At 56.4% G+C, this 17726-nt stretch carries 10 protein-coding genes; 5 read left to right on the forward strand and 5 right to left on the reverse strand.

Translation table 11 applies throughout. The features are described 5' to 3' along the window. The first annotated feature begins 419 nt into the window (after positions 1-419). A complete protein-coding gene (locus tag QNK41_RS04770; RefSeq protein ID WP_319254297.1) occupies positions 420-680 on the forward strand; it encodes a hypothetical protein in 261 nt (86 codons plus the stop codon). A 197-nt stretch (positions 681-877) separates the two neighbouring features. Here the strand turns inward: QNK41_RS04770 and gcvT are convergent, their stop codons facing one another. The 4 genes from gcvT to QNK41_RS04790 form a co-directional block, all read right to left on the reverse strand. Next, positions 878-3532 (reverse strand): glycine cleavage system aminomethyltransferase GcvT, encoded by a 2655-nt coding sequence (gene gcvT, locus QNK41_RS04775; RefSeq protein ID WP_319254299.1) that lies wholly within the window; start codon positions 3530-3532, stop codon positions 878-880. A gap of 193 nt (positions 3533-3725) precedes the next feature. Next, the gene (gene epmA / locus QNK41_RS04780; protein ID WP_319254301.1) at positions 3726-4646 is read right to left on the reverse strand and encodes an EF-P lysine aminoacylase EpmA; all 921 of its coding nucleotides are present in this window, start codon (positions 4644-4646) and stop codon (positions 3726-3728) included. A gap of 255 nt (positions 4647-4901) precedes the next feature. Continuing rightward, positions 4902-6224 (reverse strand): histone deacetylase, encoded by a 1323-nt coding sequence (locus tag QNK41_RS04785; protein WP_319254302.1) that lies wholly within the window; start codon positions 6222-6224, stop codon positions 4902-4904. Positions 6225-6437: 213 nt separating this feature from the next. Continuing rightward, complete coding sequence (locus QNK41_RS04790) at positions 6438-8132, reverse strand: hydantoinase/oxoprolinase family protein (RefSeq protein WP_319254304.1); 1695 nt, start codon at positions 8130-8132, stop codon at positions 6438-6440. 203 nt (positions 8133-8335) lie between these two features. On the opposite strand from QNK41_RS04790, the gene QNK41_RS04795 reads away from it, so the two are divergent. The 4 genes from QNK41_RS04795 to QNK41_RS04810 all read left to right on the forward strand — a co-directional run bounded on the left by QNK41_RS04795 (position 8336) and on the right by QNK41_RS04810 (position 15531). Continuing rightward, positions 8336-9490 (forward strand): M20 family metallopeptidase, encoded by a 1155-nt coding sequence (locus QNK41_RS04795; RefSeq protein ID WP_319254307.1) that lies wholly within the window; start codon positions 8336-8338, stop codon positions 9488-9490. Positions 9491-9883: 393 nt separating this feature from the next. Next, on the forward strand, positions 9884-11170 hold the full coding sequence (gene hisS / locus QNK41_RS04800) for a histidine--tRNA ligase (RefSeq protein WP_319254309.1): 1287 nt from the start codon (positions 9884-9886) through the stop codon (positions 11168-11170). Next, the gene (gene aspS / locus QNK41_RS04805; RefSeq protein ID WP_320416508.1) at positions 11163-12974 is read left to right on the forward strand and encodes an aspartate--tRNA ligase; all 1812 of its coding nucleotides are present in this window, start codon (positions 11163-11165) and stop codon (positions 12972-12974) included. The genes hisS and aspS overlap by 8 nt, the downstream gene beginning before the upstream one ends. Before the next feature lie 151 nt (positions 12975-13125). Beyond that, positions 13126-15531 carry an AAA family ATPase gene (locus QNK41_RS04810; RefSeq protein ID WP_319254311.1) on the forward strand — a complete coding sequence of 802 codons (2406 nt, stop codon included), beginning with the start codon at positions 13126-13128 and terminating at the stop codon, positions 15529-15531. 149 nt (positions 15532-15680) lie between these two features. Here the strand turns inward: QNK41_RS04810 and QNK41_RS04815 are convergent, their stop codons facing one another. Beyond that, positions 15681-17486: a hypothetical protein gene (locus QNK41_RS04815; RefSeq protein WP_319254313.1), complete on the reverse strand. Its 1806-nt coding sequence runs from the start codon at positions 17484-17486 to the stop codon at positions 15681-15683. Positions 17487-17726 lie beyond the last annotated feature (240 nt).

The following is a 17726-nucleotide window of genomic DNA, read 5'->3' on the forward strand; positions in this document are numbered from 1 at the left end:
ATATGTCAGGGCACATTATCCACAACGTTGCAAAAGCTGGAGGGCTTCAGAGCCAAGGCGTCAAGGGTGAAGCTGTAATCGGCTACCGCGATCCCTTGACAACACGGGATATGAAGTCTTCCAGCTTTCATGGAATGTAAACAAAATGATAAAAACTGAGCCATTCTTGGATATCACCGTTGGTGACATCCAGAATATGGTAGAAACCTGTTTATATTCATTATGATACCTTTCATTTAGCTATCTTTTTCCATACTGTTTATGCAACATTGGGGCAAACCTGCCTTTTTCGGTAGTCCCTGATCGCGAGTCGCAGGCAGACAATCAAATGGAATCAAACCGTTCTTTTTTTAGAAAAAAAGATCGACGGTGCCAAATTAATCAAAATGGTCGAAAGCGAGAAGCATCAGCAGGAAATCATGAAAGCCTTTAAATTCAGCACCGCCGCACAATCCAAAACGCATCATCTCGATGCGTTGATGAAAGCTGGCAAGACACCGGAAATCAAATCCGGGCGTGGAAAAGCAAAAGCCAATTCGGCTAAAGAAGTCCTGGTGAGTAAACGCGGCAGTGTCGTCATTCCAAAATCGATGATTGATGAAAGGGGTTTTGCAGAAGGCAACAAGTTCACCGTTCCCAAGACCAAATCAGGGATCTCCTTGAAGGCGATTAGGAAATAGTTTCAGCTCTTTTCACTGATGTGGGAGATAAAAAAGCAGGCCGTGTGCGGCCTGCTTTTTTCTTTTTAACTGGGTGTTGGAAAACGTCATGAGTGCACGCAAGACAAGACATAATTAGGTAAAAAACCGACGCTTATGTGTAAAAAAATGATGCAGTAAACCAAAACCGAAATCAATTCGTTACGATTGATTAATCGTTACATCAGGGTCTCCATTAGCTTTCTCATCTGTTCTTCAAACACATCGGCGTTAAAACAATACTGGATGTCCAAATATTGTTCTCGCAACCGGGACACCGCTTCCTTTACCAGAATATCATCCATAACGACATCCCGCATCAGTTGGGCCAGTTGTTGAAATCCCTGGGGCCCCATGCCGAAGCGGGTCATTTCGGACACGCCCATTCGCAGCATGCCAGAAGCGGAAAAGCTCTCGTCTTCGGGTCCCGCCTGATAGTTGCAGATGATGTTGTTGGCTTCCAGGCGCCAGGCGATCTGCGGGCCCTTGGCATACCCGACATCCACGAGCACCTGGTGGGTTTCCGTGTAACCCTCGGCCGGGTCGCCGGCAACGTGCAGCCCGCAATCGGCAAGTGCCCGTGCAAATGCCTTTGCGTTTGATATGACCGCAGACTGGTAGGCGTCCTTGAAATGATTCATTTCATAGGCGGCCAGCAGGAGTCCCACCAGGGTCCCCAGGTGGTGGTTGGACACCGATCCGGGAAAGGTCCGCCGTTCGATGGCTTCCCAAAGGGCATAACGTTCATCGGCTTCCGCATAGCGACTGGCCACCACGCCCCGCTGCGTGCCGAAAAAAGTCTTGTGCGTCGAACCGGTGACCAGGTCGGCACCCTCTTTGAACGGATCCTGGAAATGCGGGCCCGCCAGTCCCAGCACATGGGCCATGTCGTACATCACTACCGCGTCGATGCCCTGCTGGTCCAGAAAGGTCCTGACTGGCGCGACCGGTTCCTTGCTGATGACCATGCTCTTGCCGAAGATAATCAACTCGGGCCGATGCTGGTCGATCAACTTCAGCGTGGACGGCACGTCGATGCGAAAGGGATTGTCCGGCAGGACCGGGAAATTGACCACCGACGGCCGTTCCGTGGCTGGGTCCCGGGCCACGAAATCCCTGAGGGCGCCCATGGGCTGAGCGCTGAGGTGGCCGCCCTTGCCGATGTGGTTGTTCATCACCTTGCGCATGCGCCGGGGTTCACACTTGCGGTCGGCCCGGTTGATATAGTCCAACATGGCGCTATAAACGGCAGTGTTGGCCATCTGCCCGCTGATCACCCGGGTCTCCACCTCGGCGCATCCAAAGTATCGCTTCATTTCCTTGACCAGCAGTGCTTCCACCTCATCAATGAAATCGCAGCCCTGGTAGTAGAACACCTCGGCATCGTAATAGGCTTTTAGTTTGCGGTGCTCGGCGTAACGGAAGGACGGATCCGTGATGGAGAGCATGCGCACCAGGGGAGAAGCGGTCATCTCCGAGGGGATCAGGTTGATGCAGGCCTGCTGCCGCCAGCGGTGGTTGACCGTGGCCTTCTTCAGCAGACGCAGGGCATCGGCCTGGGTGGTATCCGATTCAACGGCTTTTCGCACACGACCATGATCATACAAAATAGGCCGGGTATACGGTGGTGCTTCGCTGCGCATGTGATAGGGCACCGCCATGGCCGGCACCTGTTTTCCGCGGATTTCAACCGACAGCGGAGCCTCGTCGAGGATATCGCTGTCAATATAGGCCAGACAGATGGAGCGCCGCTGATTCGTGTCACTGAGGTCGGCATGAACGCTTTGACCTGCAAATTCCCAATAGGGCACCATGGTGCCGCTGGTGACGGTCCCCACGATTCTGTCACCGTCAAACACCTTGGCTCCCTGGCGGGCGATGCCGCGCCCGGCCAATACCAGCGGCCGGATCATCCGGGGCAGATCGGCCATGGCCGAGAAATCCCGGAAGAGGATTTTCCGGAACGCGTCGTGCTGGCGCGCCAGGGACCGGCGTCCCATAAAATCGCCCTTCAATGGAGAAAAACTGACGCCGAACTTGGCCAGCTGACAGGCAAAAATGGGTATTTCATGTCCGTCGGAATCCGTGCCCAGTTCATGACCGTAAAGGGGCAGCGCCGCTTCCAACCGCAGGGTGTCCCGGGCGCCCAGGCCCACGGGCGTGGCTCCATTTTCCACCAGCCGTTCCCAGACATCCACCGCTGCAGCGCGGGGAATGAACAACTCGAACCCCAGTGGTTCACCAGTGTATCCGGTACGCGCCAGCAGAACCCTGGCACCGGCGATAGACACCGTGCTCAGTGCGTTTCTCGCGGGCTCCGGCAAACGCCCAGCCGCGATGATTGCCGACACCATCGAACGGGATGTCGGCCCCTGCACCGACACCATGGCCAGATCGTCACTGCGGTCGATGAGTTCTACATGATCGAACGTTTTCAGCAGTTCCTGGAAATGCTGCCAGTCCTTGTCACGGTTACCGGCATTGACCACCAACAAGTATTCGTCGTCTTCGAACCGGTAGAGATAGGCATCGTCCACCGCCGTGCCGGCTGTGGTGGGGATCAGTGTGTACTGGGCTCCCCTGTCGAGGCTATCCAGAGCCTCGGCGTTGTTGGTAAGCGCATATTGCAGAAATTCTAGCGCTCTTGAACCCCGAAACACAAACCGGCCCATGTGGGAGACATCGAACAGTCCGGCACCCTTGCGGGTGGCCAGGTGTTCGGCCAGAATCCCCCCGCCGTACATCACTGGCATGTCCCACCCGCCGAACGGTACCATCTGGGCGCCTGATTTGAGGTGGCAGTCATATAAAATCGTGCGTTTGAGTTCGCTCATGGTTTGTCTCCTTGGGTTATTTTTATCATCCTATGAGATGGTAGTTAGGCTGTGTCCGCCCGCAAATGGTAGGTTTCGGTTCAGGCTAAGGCCGCAGCGATTTTGGGACCGCAGGCGTAGCAGCGCTACGTCGAGGATCACAAAATCGGGAGAACGCCAGCCTGGGCCGAAAGATACCGTTTCTGGATAGATACTAGAGCTCTTCCGGTACAAACGCAACCACCTCGTCGATTGATGCCGCGCCGGTAAGAAGCATCACCAGCCGGTCGAATCCCAAAGCAATTCCGGCAGCCGACGGCATGCTTTCCAGAGCCTGGAGAAACGGTTCGGCAATGGGATAAACCGTTTTGCCGATTGCTCCTCGGGCGCGGTTATCGGCGTCGAAACGGACGCGCTGCTCTTGCGGATCCGTGAGTTCGCTGAAGGCGTTGCACAGTTCCATGCCGGCGATATAAAGTTCGAATCGCTCGGCCACCGAGGGGTCAGCGGGCTTGAGCCGGGCCAGGGCGCCACAGCGGGCCGGGTAGTCGTAGAGAAACAGTGGCCGCTCCACGCCAAGCTGCGGTTCGATGTCGAGGCCCATGATCTCGTCGAAGCATTCCCTGTCGAGTGCCTGCTGAACCGTCATCCCACCGAACCGTTCGAAGGCCTCGGCCACCGTCAACCGATCCCACGGCGGTGTCAGGTCGACCGTTTGCCCCTGGTAGACGAGCCGCCGGCCGATGTCCGTTCGGGCGGCCACAAAACCGATTAATTCCTCACACTGAGTCATCAGGTCCAGATAATCAAGGCCTGCCGCATACCACTCCAGCAGGGTCATTTCCGGCACGTGGCGGCCACCGCGCTCGCCTTTACGGAAGCACCGGCAGATCTGGAAGATCTTCTCATAGCCGGCGGCCAGGAGCCGTTTCATGCAAAGTTCCGGTGAGGTCTGCAAAAACCAGTCTCCCGTTTCCTGGGCGTCGATATGGATCTCCGGAGCCGGTGCCGGGATGCGTACCGGTGTTTCAATTTCCAGAAATCCCGCTGAGGAAAAAAAGGCGCGGACGGCATCGATTACCCGGGCGCGTTGTTCCAGGTTGGATCGAATGGCGGCTTGTCGGGAGTAAGACATGGGATCTCGTCGATGGGAAAAGGCGATGAAGGATAAATTACAATAACCAAAACCCAAATGACAAATAAATCACAATAACCAAATTAAAAATCCCAAACCTTACGGTCTTGAAGAAAGGACATTCCAATCAAATTGGATAAATTCAAGTGACATCATCGGTCGGTTTTTGCCCTTTTGGGGATTTGGACATTGTAATTTGGAATTTAATGAGATTTGTAATTTGGAGTTTGTTATTTAAGATTTTGTGTTTCCGGGTCAGGTCGCCTGGCTTTTTTCTGTAATCACATCCCCGGAACGATCCTGGAGGTAAACCTTATCGTATCGGGTCGTGTCGGCCGAATCATACCACTGGTAGCCCTGTTTGCGGCAACTCTCGCAGACGTTTCGCGGGATGTGCACCGCCAGGATATGTTTCATCCCCCGGGCGGCGGAATCGATTTTCAGGGCGCCCCCGCAGCTGTCGCAAACCCGGATGGTCTCCTGTTGGTGCTCATGGATATTGTCTGTATCGTAGTAGATGTCGCGATCCCGGTTCATGAGTTGGCAATCCCCCCGGTAGACGTCTGCCAGGTGCCGCCGCTGGTGCCAGTTTTCCAGCACCTTGTCGCAGGTTTTGTGCACCCAGCGGGAAACCTCCGGGGACTGCCGGATTTTCACGGGGTCGAAATCGGGCTCCTGAAGGTGGCTGTAATCCATGCCGGCCATGGCCAGAATAATGCCGGCATTCACATAAGGCAGCGCCCCCTCGATGGCATACCCGCCTTCCAGAACGGCAATGTCGGGTTTGAGCAGGGTTGTCAGCTCGGCATACCCCTGGGCCGAAAAATTCATATTGGTGATGGGGTCAGAATAGTGGTTGTCCTGTCCGGCAGAGTTGACGACAATGTCCGGCTGAAATTCCTTCAAAATGGGAAGCACCACTTCTCGAATGGCATGCAGGATCCCCTCCCCAGAGGTGTTGGGCGGCAGCGGGATATTGATGGTGCTGCCCACGGCATTGGGCCCGCCCAGTTCGCTCAAAAACCCCGAGCCGGGGTAGAGGGTGCGGCCGTCCTGGTGGATGGAGATGAACAGGGTATCCGGATCGTGCCAGTAGATCTCCTGGGTACCGTCGCCGTGGTGGCAGTCCGTGTCCACGATGGCCACCCGGTTGACCCCGTAAGCCTGGCGGATATATTCGACCATGATGGCTTCGATGTTGACATTGCAGAACCCTCTGGCACCGTGGACCACCCGGTTGGCATGGTGCCCCGGCGGCCGTACCAGGGCGAACCCGCGCTCCACCTGCTTGTCCATCACGGCCATGGCAATGGTCTTGGCGCCGCCGGCGCTAATGAAATGGGACTCGGTCATCACGGCCCACAGGTCCGGCACGCAGAAGTGGACCCGCTGAACGTCCTTTTTGGTAACCAGGTCGGGTTTGTATTCGATGATACCCTCGATGTCCAGAATGCCCTCTTCGAACACCTGATCCTGGGTGTAAAGCAGCCGCTCTTCACGTTCCGGATGGGTGGGGCTGATGGCCCAGTCGAAAGCGGGGAAAAAGACCAGGCCGGTTTTATGTTTGGCGCGCAGCATGGCAGACTCCATCAGTGTTCGCCCACAAACAGCATCTTTCGGCCCAGGCCGGCGTTCTCGCGATTTTAAGCACGTAGTGAAGCTTCAGCGCTATCCTCAACGTAGCGCTGCTACGGCTACGCCGTCAATTTCAACATCGCTGCGGCCTTGGCCTGAACCAAAATCTACCATTTGTGGATGAACACTATATCAAGGTAATAACAATTAAAACCTTCAGGGAAAACTGCTGTCCATGATCTTTTCCGCAATCGGGTCGTAGCCATGTATCAGCCCGGGTTTGACCTGGGCCGTAACCCGGATGTTCCTGCCGGTGGTATAAAATCCGCGAACCATATTGAATGACATGGCCTCGGTGACTTCCAGCTCCAGGTGTTCGGGATTGGCGCCCCGGGCGATTGCCTTGCGGCGAAGCAGATCCAGGGTCGCGTCGACGGCGTCTTCCTTGGTGTAGGTCGACGGAATCACGGTGGTGAAATTCTCCTCCGGTGCGGTGGCGATTTCCCGCTCCGTATCGGCAAAAAAGGTCACCTCGCAGGTCGTGCGGGCCAGACCGGCACCGATGGCATTGGCCACCGTCCACCGGGGAACCACAGTCACCCGACTCTCACTCAAGCGTTCCAAACCCGTGGCAAACCAGGGGGCCGGGCCGCCCAGCACCAGAATCTTCCGGGGTTGCAGGCGATGTCCCTCCCACAACTCGTGGACCGTGTACACCGGTTTGGCGTTGATCCGCTCGACCATGGAACCGGCTTCATCCAGAATCGTCCGGCAGGCCTGATCAAAAATCCGATTGGCCGCATCCTGAAGATCGGTACCCAGGGCTTGGGCCACCGACTGGATAGCCTCCCGGGCTTTTTCCGGATCGCCCCCATGGCCGATGCCCAGCAGAAAAATAGCGTCCGTAGGGGTGGGTACCGGCCCGCCGTAGGCCATGGCCATGCCCAGCCGGTCCGGACCGATATGGATCTTTCCGTCCACCACCCGCACGGCACTGTCTCCGCCGACACCGATGGAAACCGTTTCCAGGGAACGGATCAGCGTCTTGTGGTCCCCAATGCTGATTCCCATCGGATCGAGCAGCGGCACGCCGTTGACCAGCACCGCCATGTCCGTCGTGGTGCCGCCGATGTCCAGCACCAGGCAGACTTCATCCTTGGGCGCAAAGGCCACGGAACCCATTACACTGGCCGCCGGCCCGGACAGGATGGTCTGGGCCGGATGGTCGATGGAGGCATCGAAACGCATATTCCCGCCATCGGGTTTCAGGATGCGGATGGGCACACTGAGCCCCTTTTTGGCCAGTGAATTGACCACGGCCTCGAAAAAATCCTTGTGAATGGGGTAAACCGAAGCATTCAGAAAAGTGGTGGCTATGCGGCGTGGGAAGTTGAGGTGTCCCGCGATCCGGTGGCCCAGAAACACCTTTTCGAAGCGATCGCCGAGAAGATCACCGACAGCCAACTCGTGAGCGGGGTTTCTAACGGAAAATTTGGAAACCACCCCCACGTGGCGAATCCCGTTTTTTTTCAGACTGTCGGCCGCCTTCAACACCTGACCCTCATCGATGGGAGTAATCTCCCGCCCCCGGTGATTGATGGCCCCGGTCACGGCGTGATAATGCGGGCCGGTTCGAAACAGTTCGGGATCCATTCCCGGACCGGAGGAAACGATCATTCCCACCTCGGGGATCCGACCCTGCACGATGCGGTTGGTGGCCAGGGTGGTGGAAAGTACCGCCCGGCTGATACGGGCGGGATCGATGCCTTCGGTGATTTTTTCCAGGCCTGTGAGCACGGTGGCAAACAGGTCAGACGGGTTGGTGGTGACTTTGATCTGCCGCACCAGCCCCTCTTGTCCTAAAAGGACCACATCCGTGTGGGTACCGCCTACATCCAACCCGATAATCATGGTGCCATCCTGAAGGTGGTGTGTTTTTAGCCGCTGTGGAAAAGAAATTACGGTATCCAAAATCAACACCCATGTCAACAATGCGAAGTGGCCGCAACGCCTTTATTGCCGGCAATTTACAAAACGATTGCCATTTGCCGTGAGGGCTGTTAATCCGAACCATTATACCAACCCCGAATTAGCCTGCCGGTAGAGTGACTGCCATGGACGATCGTCTTCGAACGCATTTGACAACCCATCAACGCGGGATGTTCGCCCTGTTGAAAAAAATGGTCTGCATCAACAGCGGCAGCCACAACAAGATCGGCGTAGATGCGGTTGGCCGCGTGGTCACCGACGCGTTGGCCGGATGTGGCCTGTCAGCAACGGTAATCGAAGAGGAAGCCATCGGCAACCATTTGGTTGTCCGCACCCCATGCCCGCCGACCGATGCCGGTGGGGTGCTCTTGGTTGGGCATATGGATACGGTCTTTCCTGCAGACACGGATTTTACCGGTTTCCGGGAGGATGACACCCGGGCATACGGCCCCGGAGTCATTGATATGAAAGGTGGACTGGTAGCGGGGATTTTTGCCCTCAAGGCCCTTTCCGCCATCGGTCTGCTAAACCGTATACCGATCGCGTTTGTACTCAACAGCGATGAAGAAATCGGCTCCGGAAGATCCAAGACCTTGATCCGCCAGGAAGCACGCAAAAGCACCTGCGCTTTTGTACTGGAAGCCGGCGGACTCAACGGTGAGGTCGTTACTGCGAGAAAGGGGAATCTGTCAGCCAGACTTGCAATTAAGGGCCGGGCCGGCCACGCCGCCTTTGCCGGGGCCAACAAGGCCAGCGCCATCCTGGAAATGGCCCATAAGACCCTGGCCATCGAGGCGCTCAACGACCCGGATCGGGGAATCTCCGCCAATGTGGGGACGGTGACCGGCGGCATCGGCCCCAACACCGTGGCCGAACACGCCGGGGCCCGGCTGGACTTCCGGTTCAACCGGCCTGAAGATGGAGAGAGGCTGAAAAACCGCCTGGCCAGGATCTCCGCCGACACCCGGGTGACCGGCACCGCCTCCACCCTGGAAATCATCTCCGGCCGACCGCCCATGCCCGCCGGCGATGCCAACCAGAGCCTGTACGCCCGCGTCGAAAAGATTGCCGGACGCCTGGGTATACCCGTCAGCTCGGAATGTCGCCCGGGTGTATCCGACGCCAACACGATTGCCCAGGCCGGCACCCCGGTCGTCGACGGCATGGGACCCATCGGCGGCAGGGACCACAGCCCCGACGAATACATGATCAAATCCAGCCTGCCTCGACGCACCCTGCTGCTGGCCTGCATCCTTGCCGATTTTGCCGGTAAACGATGACGTCCACCCATCTGCGCCAAATTAATGTTGACTATCCGCGAAATCCTGGGATAGATGTTCAGGTTTACGCGTAAACGTTGATGAACTTGTGGAAAGTCGGATTTCCGACGGCTTCGTAAAAGGTTCGAGATCAAGGCTTGCGGGCCGCGAAAGCGAGCTTAAGCGAGCGAATGTAAAACCAATCAAGATCCTTACGGCGAACATTCATGTTCCATCCCGAGAATACCGCTATCGCGGGTGCCGTAGGCAGCGTACTTATCGTACGCCGCAGTGACGAGGGCTGAAGCGTAACGCAGATATCGGACTTTTTACGAAGCCGTCAACGTTCGCCGGCAGACTGCGGCGGCGCGTCATCATGGGGTTACAGAATGCCCGAAAGGTATTGGTTAACCAATGAGCCAACCAAACATACAACTGATCAGAGGATTCAAGGACATCCTGCCCGGTGAAACCGAGCTGTGGCAGCAAATCGAACGCACCGCCATCGCCCTTTTCGAAGATTTCGGCTACCGGGAAATCCGCATTCCCATCATGGAAAAGACCGAACTGTTCGCGCGAAGCATTGGTGAGGACACGGATATCGTGGAAAAGGAGATGTACACCTTTGCCGACCGCAAAGGTGATCAACTGACCCTGCGGCCCGAGGCCACGGCATCCATATGCCGGTCATATATCCAGCACAAGATGTATGCCCAGGATCCCGTTCGCAAATTCTACACCATCGGCCCCATGTTCCGTCGGGAACGGCCCCAGAAGGGCCGCTACCGCCAATTCTACCAGATCGATGCGGAAATTTTCGGTGTGGCGGCGCCTTACGCGGATGTGGAGCTAATTTTTCTGCTGCGCACCCTGTTCGAGCGCCTGAACGTGACCGACACCACGGCCCACGTCAACTCTTTGGGCTGCCCCGTCTGCCGACCCCGGTTCAAGGAGGCCCTGTCCACGCTGCTTGCCAAGGCGGCCTCATCCCTGTGCAGTGACTGTTTGCGCAGAAAAGACCGCAATCCCTTGCGAGTAATGGACTGCAAGGTTCCCGGCTGCAGGGAAGCCATGAAGGGCGCCCCGGCCATCCTCGACTACCTGTGCGATGACTGCAGCAGCCACTTCTCGACGGTCACCGATATGCTGACCCAGCTGGGCGTTCCATTCAACGTAGACAAACAGCTCGTACGCGGGCTGGATTACTATACCCGCACCGCTTTCGAGATCCAGACCGGCGCGTTGGGCGCCCAGAGTGCCGTAGCGGGCGGCGGGCGCTACGACGGACTGGTCGGTTCCCTGGGCGGGCCTGAGGTCCCGGCCATCGGCTTTGCCATCGGTTTCGACCGCCTGGCGGAAATCGTCGCGTTGAACGCCCCGGCGACCATTCGACCGCCTGACCTGTATATCGCCGCGTTGGGTGAACCGGCCAAGAAACTGGCCTTCGAATGGTCTGCCGCTCTGGGGCTCAAAGGCATCGGCGCCGCCATGGAATATGGGGGCAAGAGCCTGAAGGCCCAGATGAAGCAAGCCAATCGCGCTGGTGCCGGTCGGGTGCTCATCGTTGGGGAGAGTGAACTGGAATCGGGAATGGTGGCGCTTCGAAACATGGCCGACAAAACCCAAAAAGACATCCCCGTGGGTGTGATCGTGGACACATTGATCGAAACATTTTCCAAAAAGGAGCAATCCATTGGCTGAGATCCTCGGCGACATGAGAAGAACCCATCACTGCAACGCCCTGAGTGCCCAGGATATGGGCAAAGAAGTCATCCTGATGGGCTGGGTCCTGCGACGGCGGGATCACGGCGGCGTGATTTTCATCGACCTTCGTGACCGGGAGGGGATAACCCAGGTCGTCTTCAACCCGGAGATCAATCCGGACATCCATGCCAAGGCGCACATGTTGCGCAGCGAATTCGTCCTTGGCATCCGCGGTCGGGTGGAGCCCCGGCCCGACGGCATGATCAACGCCAAGCTGCCCACCGGTGAGATCGAGGTACTGGTGGATGAGCTGAAAATTCTCAATCCGGCCAAGACCCCGCCATTCCTGATCGAGGACAACGTGGATGTCTCCGAACCCATCCGCCTTAAAAACCGGCATCTGGACCTGCGGCGCCCGCCGCTGCAGCGCAACCTCATCACCCGGCACAAGGCCGGCGCATCGGTGCGACGCTTTTTGAACGACAACGGATTCCTGGACATCGAGACGCCGGTGCTAACCAGAAGCACCCCGGAAGGCGCCCGGGACTATCTGGTGCCCAGCCGTGTCAATGCCGGCCAGTTCTACGCCCTGCCCCAGTCTCCCCAATTGTTCAAGCAGCTGCTGATGATATCCGGTTTCGACCGCTACTATCAGATCGTGCGCTGCTTCCGGGACGAGGATTTGCGGGCCGACCGCCAGCCGGAGTTCACCCAGATCGATATGGAAATGTCCTTTGTGGGCGAGGAAGACCTCATGGACGTCAGCGAAGGCATGATGGCCAGCCTGTTCGACGAGGTCATGGGCCAATCACTGCCCCGCCCTTTTCCCCGACTGACTTACACCGAGGCCATGGAACGTTACGGCCTGGACAAGCCCGACACGCGCTTCGGCCTGGAACTCAAAGACATTTCCGACATCGTTGAAGGCTCCGGTTTCAAGGTCTTCGCCAATGTGGTCAAAAAGGGTGGTATCGTCAAAGCCCTGAACGCCAAGGGATGCATCGACTTTTCACGCAAAGAGATCGATGACCTGACTGCGTTCGTGGCCGTTTACCGGGCCAAGGGCCTGGCGTGGATCAAGGTGCGCGAAGATGCCTGGCAGTCCCCCATCGCCAAATTCTTCACCGACGAGGAGAAGGCCCGCCTGGCCGAAAGGATCGACATGGCCCCCGGCGATCTAGTCTTTTTTGTGGCGGACCAGCCCAAAGTCACCAACGAGGCCCTGGGACACCTGCGCAACCACCTGGGTAAACAGCTGGGGCTCATCGACGACAACCGGTTTGACTTTGTGTGGGTCACCCACTTTCCCATGTTCGAATACGACGAGGTGGAAAAGCGCTACCAGGCCCTGCACCACCCCTTTACCGCTCCCCTGGAGGAAGACTACGACCAACTGGAAACCGACCCCCTGGCCGTTCGCTCACGGGCCTACGACCTGGTGCTCAACGGCTTCGAAGTGGGCGGCGGCAGCATTCGTATCCACGACATGGAGCTCCAACAGCGGGTCTTTGCAGCGTTAGGCATGCCGCCGGATGTCTACCAGGAGAAGTTCGGCTTTCTGCTTGATGCGTTAGAGTCCGGCGCCCCGCCCCACGGGGGTATCGCCTTCGGATTCGACCGGCTGGTGATGCTGCTTTGCAGCGAGCCTTCCATCCGCGACGTGATCGCCTTTCCCAAGACCCAGCGCGCCGCCTGTCTGCTCACCAATGCCCCGTCGGAGGCGGCCAAGGCGCAGTTGGACGAACTGTCTCTCAGGATAAAGCTCACGGTTACGGAAACCCAGGAGAAAAGCGAACTGTAGAATGTCCAATTTTCAATCACGAATGTCGAAGGAAGGGATCGCTGCGCGATAGCGATATTTAAAAGACAGAGTTCCTTCCTTCATCATTCTGCGGTTCCCTGTTCGACATTGGATATTCGTTGTATTCTTCATCCACGAATCAGGAGCGACTATGACCGCCCGAAACGAAGTAAAGCTGTCCGACCTGCGCTGCCTGTGCCAGCCATCCATGTTCAATTTTGAAACCACCGCCGACATCGAGCCGCTGGACCAGGTAATCGGCCAGGAGCGTGCCGTGCGAGCCATCACCTTCGGGCTGGAGATGAAAAGCGCCGGATACCACATCTTCGTTACCGGTCCGGAAGGCACCGGCAAAACCACCATCGTGCAGGAGCTCATCCGTAAGGCAGCCAAAGCCTTGCCCACGCCTGCGGACTGGTGCATGGTCAACAATTTCAAGGATGAGTATCGACCTAAAGCACTGCCGGTGCACCCCGGCCAAGCCGCCCGTTTTGCCAAAAGCCTCAACCGGCTGATCACTGACCTCAAAATTCGCCTGCCCAAAGAATTTCAGACGGATCCGTTTCATGAGAAGATCATCGAGATCCAGAAAAGATACGGGCAGCAGATAAAAGACCACTTCGAGGCGTTGGATCGATCGGCCCTGGAAAAGCACCTGAAGCTGGATAAAACGCCGTCAGGCTACCAGACCATCGCCTTGAACGGGGAAGCGCCCTATACCGAGGAGGAGTTCGAAAGCCTTTCCGATCAGGAGCGGGCCGGTATCGAACAGACTATTCAATCCTTCCAGGAAGAGATCCAGACAGCCATGCGGGAAGTCAACCGGATCAACCACACCCAACAAAAGGAGATCCAGCAATCGGCCGGAAAACTGGCTCGGTTCGTGGTGAAAAACCGTTTGGATTTGGTCCGTGAGAATTACCAGGATCAAACGGAAATTCTACAATTCCTGGATGAACTGCAGGAAGACATGGTGGACAATGTGGCCCTCTTCCTGCCCCGGCAACAGGAAACGGAAGGCAACGGCAACGCGCCTGAGGATGCCAGGGAACTTTCCTTAAATCGTTACCGGGTCAACGTGCTGCAGGACCGCTCCGGCATGGAGGGGGCACCGGTGGTATTCGAAACCAACCCCACCTATCAGAACGTGTTTGGTCGCATCGAAAAAAAGGCCTTCATGGGCACCCTGGTCACCGACTTCACCATGGTTCAGTCCGGGTCCCTGCTGCAGGCCAACGGTGGTTTTCTCATCCTGGAAGTGGAGTCGGCACTTGCCCATCGCCAGGTATGGGAATCGCTCAAACGCGCCCTGCAGAACAAGGTGCTCTGCATTGAGGACATGGCCCACGACATGGGCATGGGCACCGCCTCCCTGCGGCCGACACCGGTGGCCCTGGACGTAAAAGTGATTCTGCTGGGGGGTTACGAGCCTTTCCAGATTCTGCAGAACTACGATCCTAAATTCAACAAGATCTTCCGGGTGCGGGCGGACTTTGACTATGAAGTGGTCCGCACCGACGAGACCGTAAGGCTCTATGCCCAATTCATCGCACGGGTCTGCCGAGACGAAAACCTGCTGCCGTTTACCCCCGACGGGGTCTCGGCCGTGGTTGAGTATGGTGAAAAAGCCATCGACAGCAAAAGCAAGCTCTCTTTGCGCTTCGGCTCCGTGGTGGGGGTGATCAAAGAGGCCGATTACTGGGCCAAAAAAGACAATGCCGACCGGGTGACATCCCTCTACGTGGTCAAGGCCTTCACGGAGTATCGCTTCCGCTATAATCTGTATGAAGAGAAAATCCACGAAAACTATGTGGAAGACACCATCATGATCGACGTGGACGGGGAGGAAGTCGGCCAGGTCAATGCGCTGGCCGTCTACCAGATGGGTGAAATCGCCTTCGGCCGGCCGTCACGCATCACCGCCGAGACCTTCATGGGTAAATCCGGCGTCATTAACATCGAGCGTGAATCCAAGCTATCCGGGAAAACGCATGACAAGGGCGTGCTGATCCTCTCCGGATACCTGGGGCGCACCTTTGCCCAGCGCTACCCGCTGAGCCTGTCCATCAGCCTGACCTTCGAACAGAGCTACAGCGGCATCGACGGCGACAGCGCCTCGTCCACGGAGCTTTACGCCATCCTCTCCAGCCTGTCAGGAGTGCCTATCCGCCAAGGAATTGCCGTCACCGGTTCGGTGAACCAGAAGGGCCAGGTCCAGGCTATCGGGGGGGTGAACCAGAAGATCGAAGGGTTCTTCGAGGTCTGCCGCAGCAAAGGGCTGACCGGCAGTCAGGGCGTGATGATCCCGGCGGCCAACGTGAAGAACCTAATGCTGAAAAAAAGCGTCGTGGATGCGGTTAAGCAGGGACAGTTCAAGATCTGGCAGGTCGCCACCGTTGAAGCGGGCATCGAAATTCTCACCGGAACAGCTGCCGGAGCGCCCAACGCAGAAGGCAACTTCCCCCCTGAAACGCTTTACGGCCAGGTGCAGCAGAAGCTCAAGGCCTATCTGAAGCAAAGCCTGAAATTAAAGAATGCATACGGATCGAACAAATAATCAGTTTTAGAATTTTGGCACAAATTATACGGATAGATAAAAACACAAGCTAACGTATGCAGGTATAAATCAAGACATAACAGCAGTAAGCACAGCTATCGCAAATATTGTGGTATGATTTGGATATCTCATTTTATGTTTTCCAGAAATCAAAACAGCCGGTTCTCCTCTATCAATTCGAGGTCAATGATTTTCCATGCACCAGCCATTGGCTTAATCGTGACGATTGCATCGTAACGGTTCTGGCGACTATGGACATGCCCCCAGTGGCCGACCTGCCCAAGCGCCGTCCATTGCGCCCGAAGATCGAGGGCGCCGTCATGTTTGGTCGACTTGCCAACCACCACATCTTCGATGGCGACTTCCTTCACCTTAGCCTGGGCTCCGCCGGCCTGCTCGACCACCAGTGACCGCCGCTGCTGCAGATAGAGGTCGGATAGCAATTCACCACTGACACATATGGCCAATTTATCATAAACATCCTCCTCGTCACGGAAGTCGAAAGCGCGGTAGACGTTCTTCATAAGGCTATCGAGGACCACCTGGCCGTCTTCCGCAGCAAACTGACTGGCCCGGGCACTGCCGCCGACTGGAACCTGGAAAACCGGGATCAACACCAGTGCACCGATAAATAGCAGGCCGATCAGTCCGAATAGTGGTTTGACTGAATCACCATGCTTCCTACGTTGCAGGACACTCCAACTAATGGGAAGCAGTAAGACGATGCAGACCACACTCCCGAGCGGTACCGGCACCCCGCGATGCTGGTCGGCGACATTGATCTTTTCGACGGTGGGGATGGTGTAGGTTTTCAGGTAGTTGTTCCATTTCAAGACATTATCGTCAGGGGTCAGGTCGTAGGGGAAAGGTCCGGCCGGGTCGGTCATGCGTGCGGTCACATTCTGCACCCGCTCCGAGAAGAGCTCCCAGGTTGTGGTGACCTCTTGCGGCATCCCGTCGGTCAGATAGGTGACAATCACCCCGACCATAGCTGAGTTGAGGGGCACCTGCTCCGGGATTTCAATGAAGCGACTGCGCTGCAGCGATGATTCGACGAAGGCGGTCCTGTCGAGGATCGGTTTGAGCCGTTGACCGTCGATGCGCACATTCTCCCGTTCCATGAAAAATTGACCGATCTGCTCGCGGACGCGGTTGAACTCATCTTCTTCAATAGTCTTATCTCCGCGCAGGTCGAAATCAATCCAGTTCATCATGTCCTTAACCCGCACCAATATCTCGTTGCGCACCTCAAACGGTTCAATGTAGAGGAAGGTGCGCATCCCGGAACCGATTTTGCGCCGCAACGGTTTCTTATCGAATTCGGAATACCACGGGTCGTCCCAGTTGAGATGGAGGGTGCTCCCTTGCGAGAGGATACGAAAGTCGACCACCGTCACCCCCTGGTGGTTACAGATGAAACCGATGCTGGATTTTGGCAGTCCATTGTCGTCTTGCGGAGGGATGAAGGTCAACGACTTTGGCTTTTCTTCAAAGGGATAGATTAGCTCAGCATAAAGGACCCGTTTGTCCGCGGGCGGACCTGGTATTATTTGCCGGGTGAAGGGACTGATCTTCCCGGCAAAAGGAGACGGCCGCTTGACGCGGATTCGCGGTTCTACCAATGCGAAATTGACATGAAGTTTCTCGCCCTGGTCCGTGACGACCTGGAGAACCCGTTCGGCAAAGATCTGCTGGCGTTTCGCCAGGCCCGGTCGGCCGGGAAGCGGTTCGGAAAAGAAACTCTCCGGGATCAGTTCCGCAAATACCGTCAAATCGTCGACGAATATTTCCATTAGGATACGAACACGATCCTTTTCGACATAAATCTCGGCGATATTGCGGGCATTCTCGGCACCGGAAAGGTTTATCCAGTCCGCATGACTGGCCGAGGAGAGCAATATCAGAATTGTAATATAATAAAAAAATATTCTATAAAGTTTAATCGTGAATAGCATTAACATCCTAACACATTAAAATAATATACTTTTTACACCTGAAACCCGACCCCCAAGCCTGTTTCTTTATCAGTAATTAAAGCGCAGCCCTACGCCAACTCCCCAGTCATAGGGTTTGTCGCTACCAATACCGATAAGACCGTCCACGTAGGTACCAAATGATGGCGTAAACATTTTCCCGAGTTGCACCTCGGCACTCGCGGGTACGGCATCGTTCTCCCAATCAAAAGGTACTTTGGC

The sequence above is a fragment of the Desulfosarcina sp. genome (assembly GCF_033791525.1).
Lineage (GTDB): Bacteria > Desulfobacterota > Desulfobacteria > Desulfobacterales > Desulfosarcinaceae > Desulfosarcina.

Excerpts from the sequence above, each read along its gene's own strand:
- QNK41_RS04770 (WP_319254297.1), top strand. The coding sequence starts at position 420 with ATGAAAGCCTTTAAATTCAGCACCGCCGCACAATCCAAAACGCATCAT.
- gcvT (WP_319254299.1), bottom strand. The coding sequence starts at position 3,532 with ATGAGCGAACTCAAACGCACGATTTTATATGACTGCCACCTCAAATCA.
- epmA (WP_319254301.1), bottom strand. The coding sequence starts at position 4,646 with ATGTCTTACTCCCGACAAGCCGCCATTCGATCCAACCTGGAACAACGC.
- QNK41_RS04785 (WP_319254302.1), bottom strand. The coding sequence starts at position 6,224 with ATGCTGCGCGCCAAACATAAAACCGGCCTGGTCTTTTTCCCCGCTTTC.
- QNK41_RS04790 (WP_319254304.1), bottom strand. The coding sequence starts at position 8,132 with ATGATTATCGGGTTGGATGTAGGCGGTACCCACACGGATGTGGTCCTT.
- QNK41_RS04795 (WP_319254307.1), top strand. The coding sequence starts at position 8,336 with ATGGACGATCGTCTTCGAACGCATTTGACAACCCATCAACGCGGGATG.
- hisS (WP_319254309.1), top strand. The coding sequence starts at position 9,884 with ATGAGCCAACCAAACATACAACTGATCAGAGGATTCAAGGACATCCTG.
- QNK41_RS04810 (WP_319254311.1), top strand. The coding sequence starts at position 13,126 with ATGACCGCCCGAAACGAAGTAAAGCTGTCCGACCTGCGCTGCCTGTGC.
- QNK41_RS04815 (WP_319254313.1), bottom strand. The coding sequence starts at position 17,486 with ATGCTATTCACGATTAAACTTTATAGAATATTTTTTTATTATATTACA.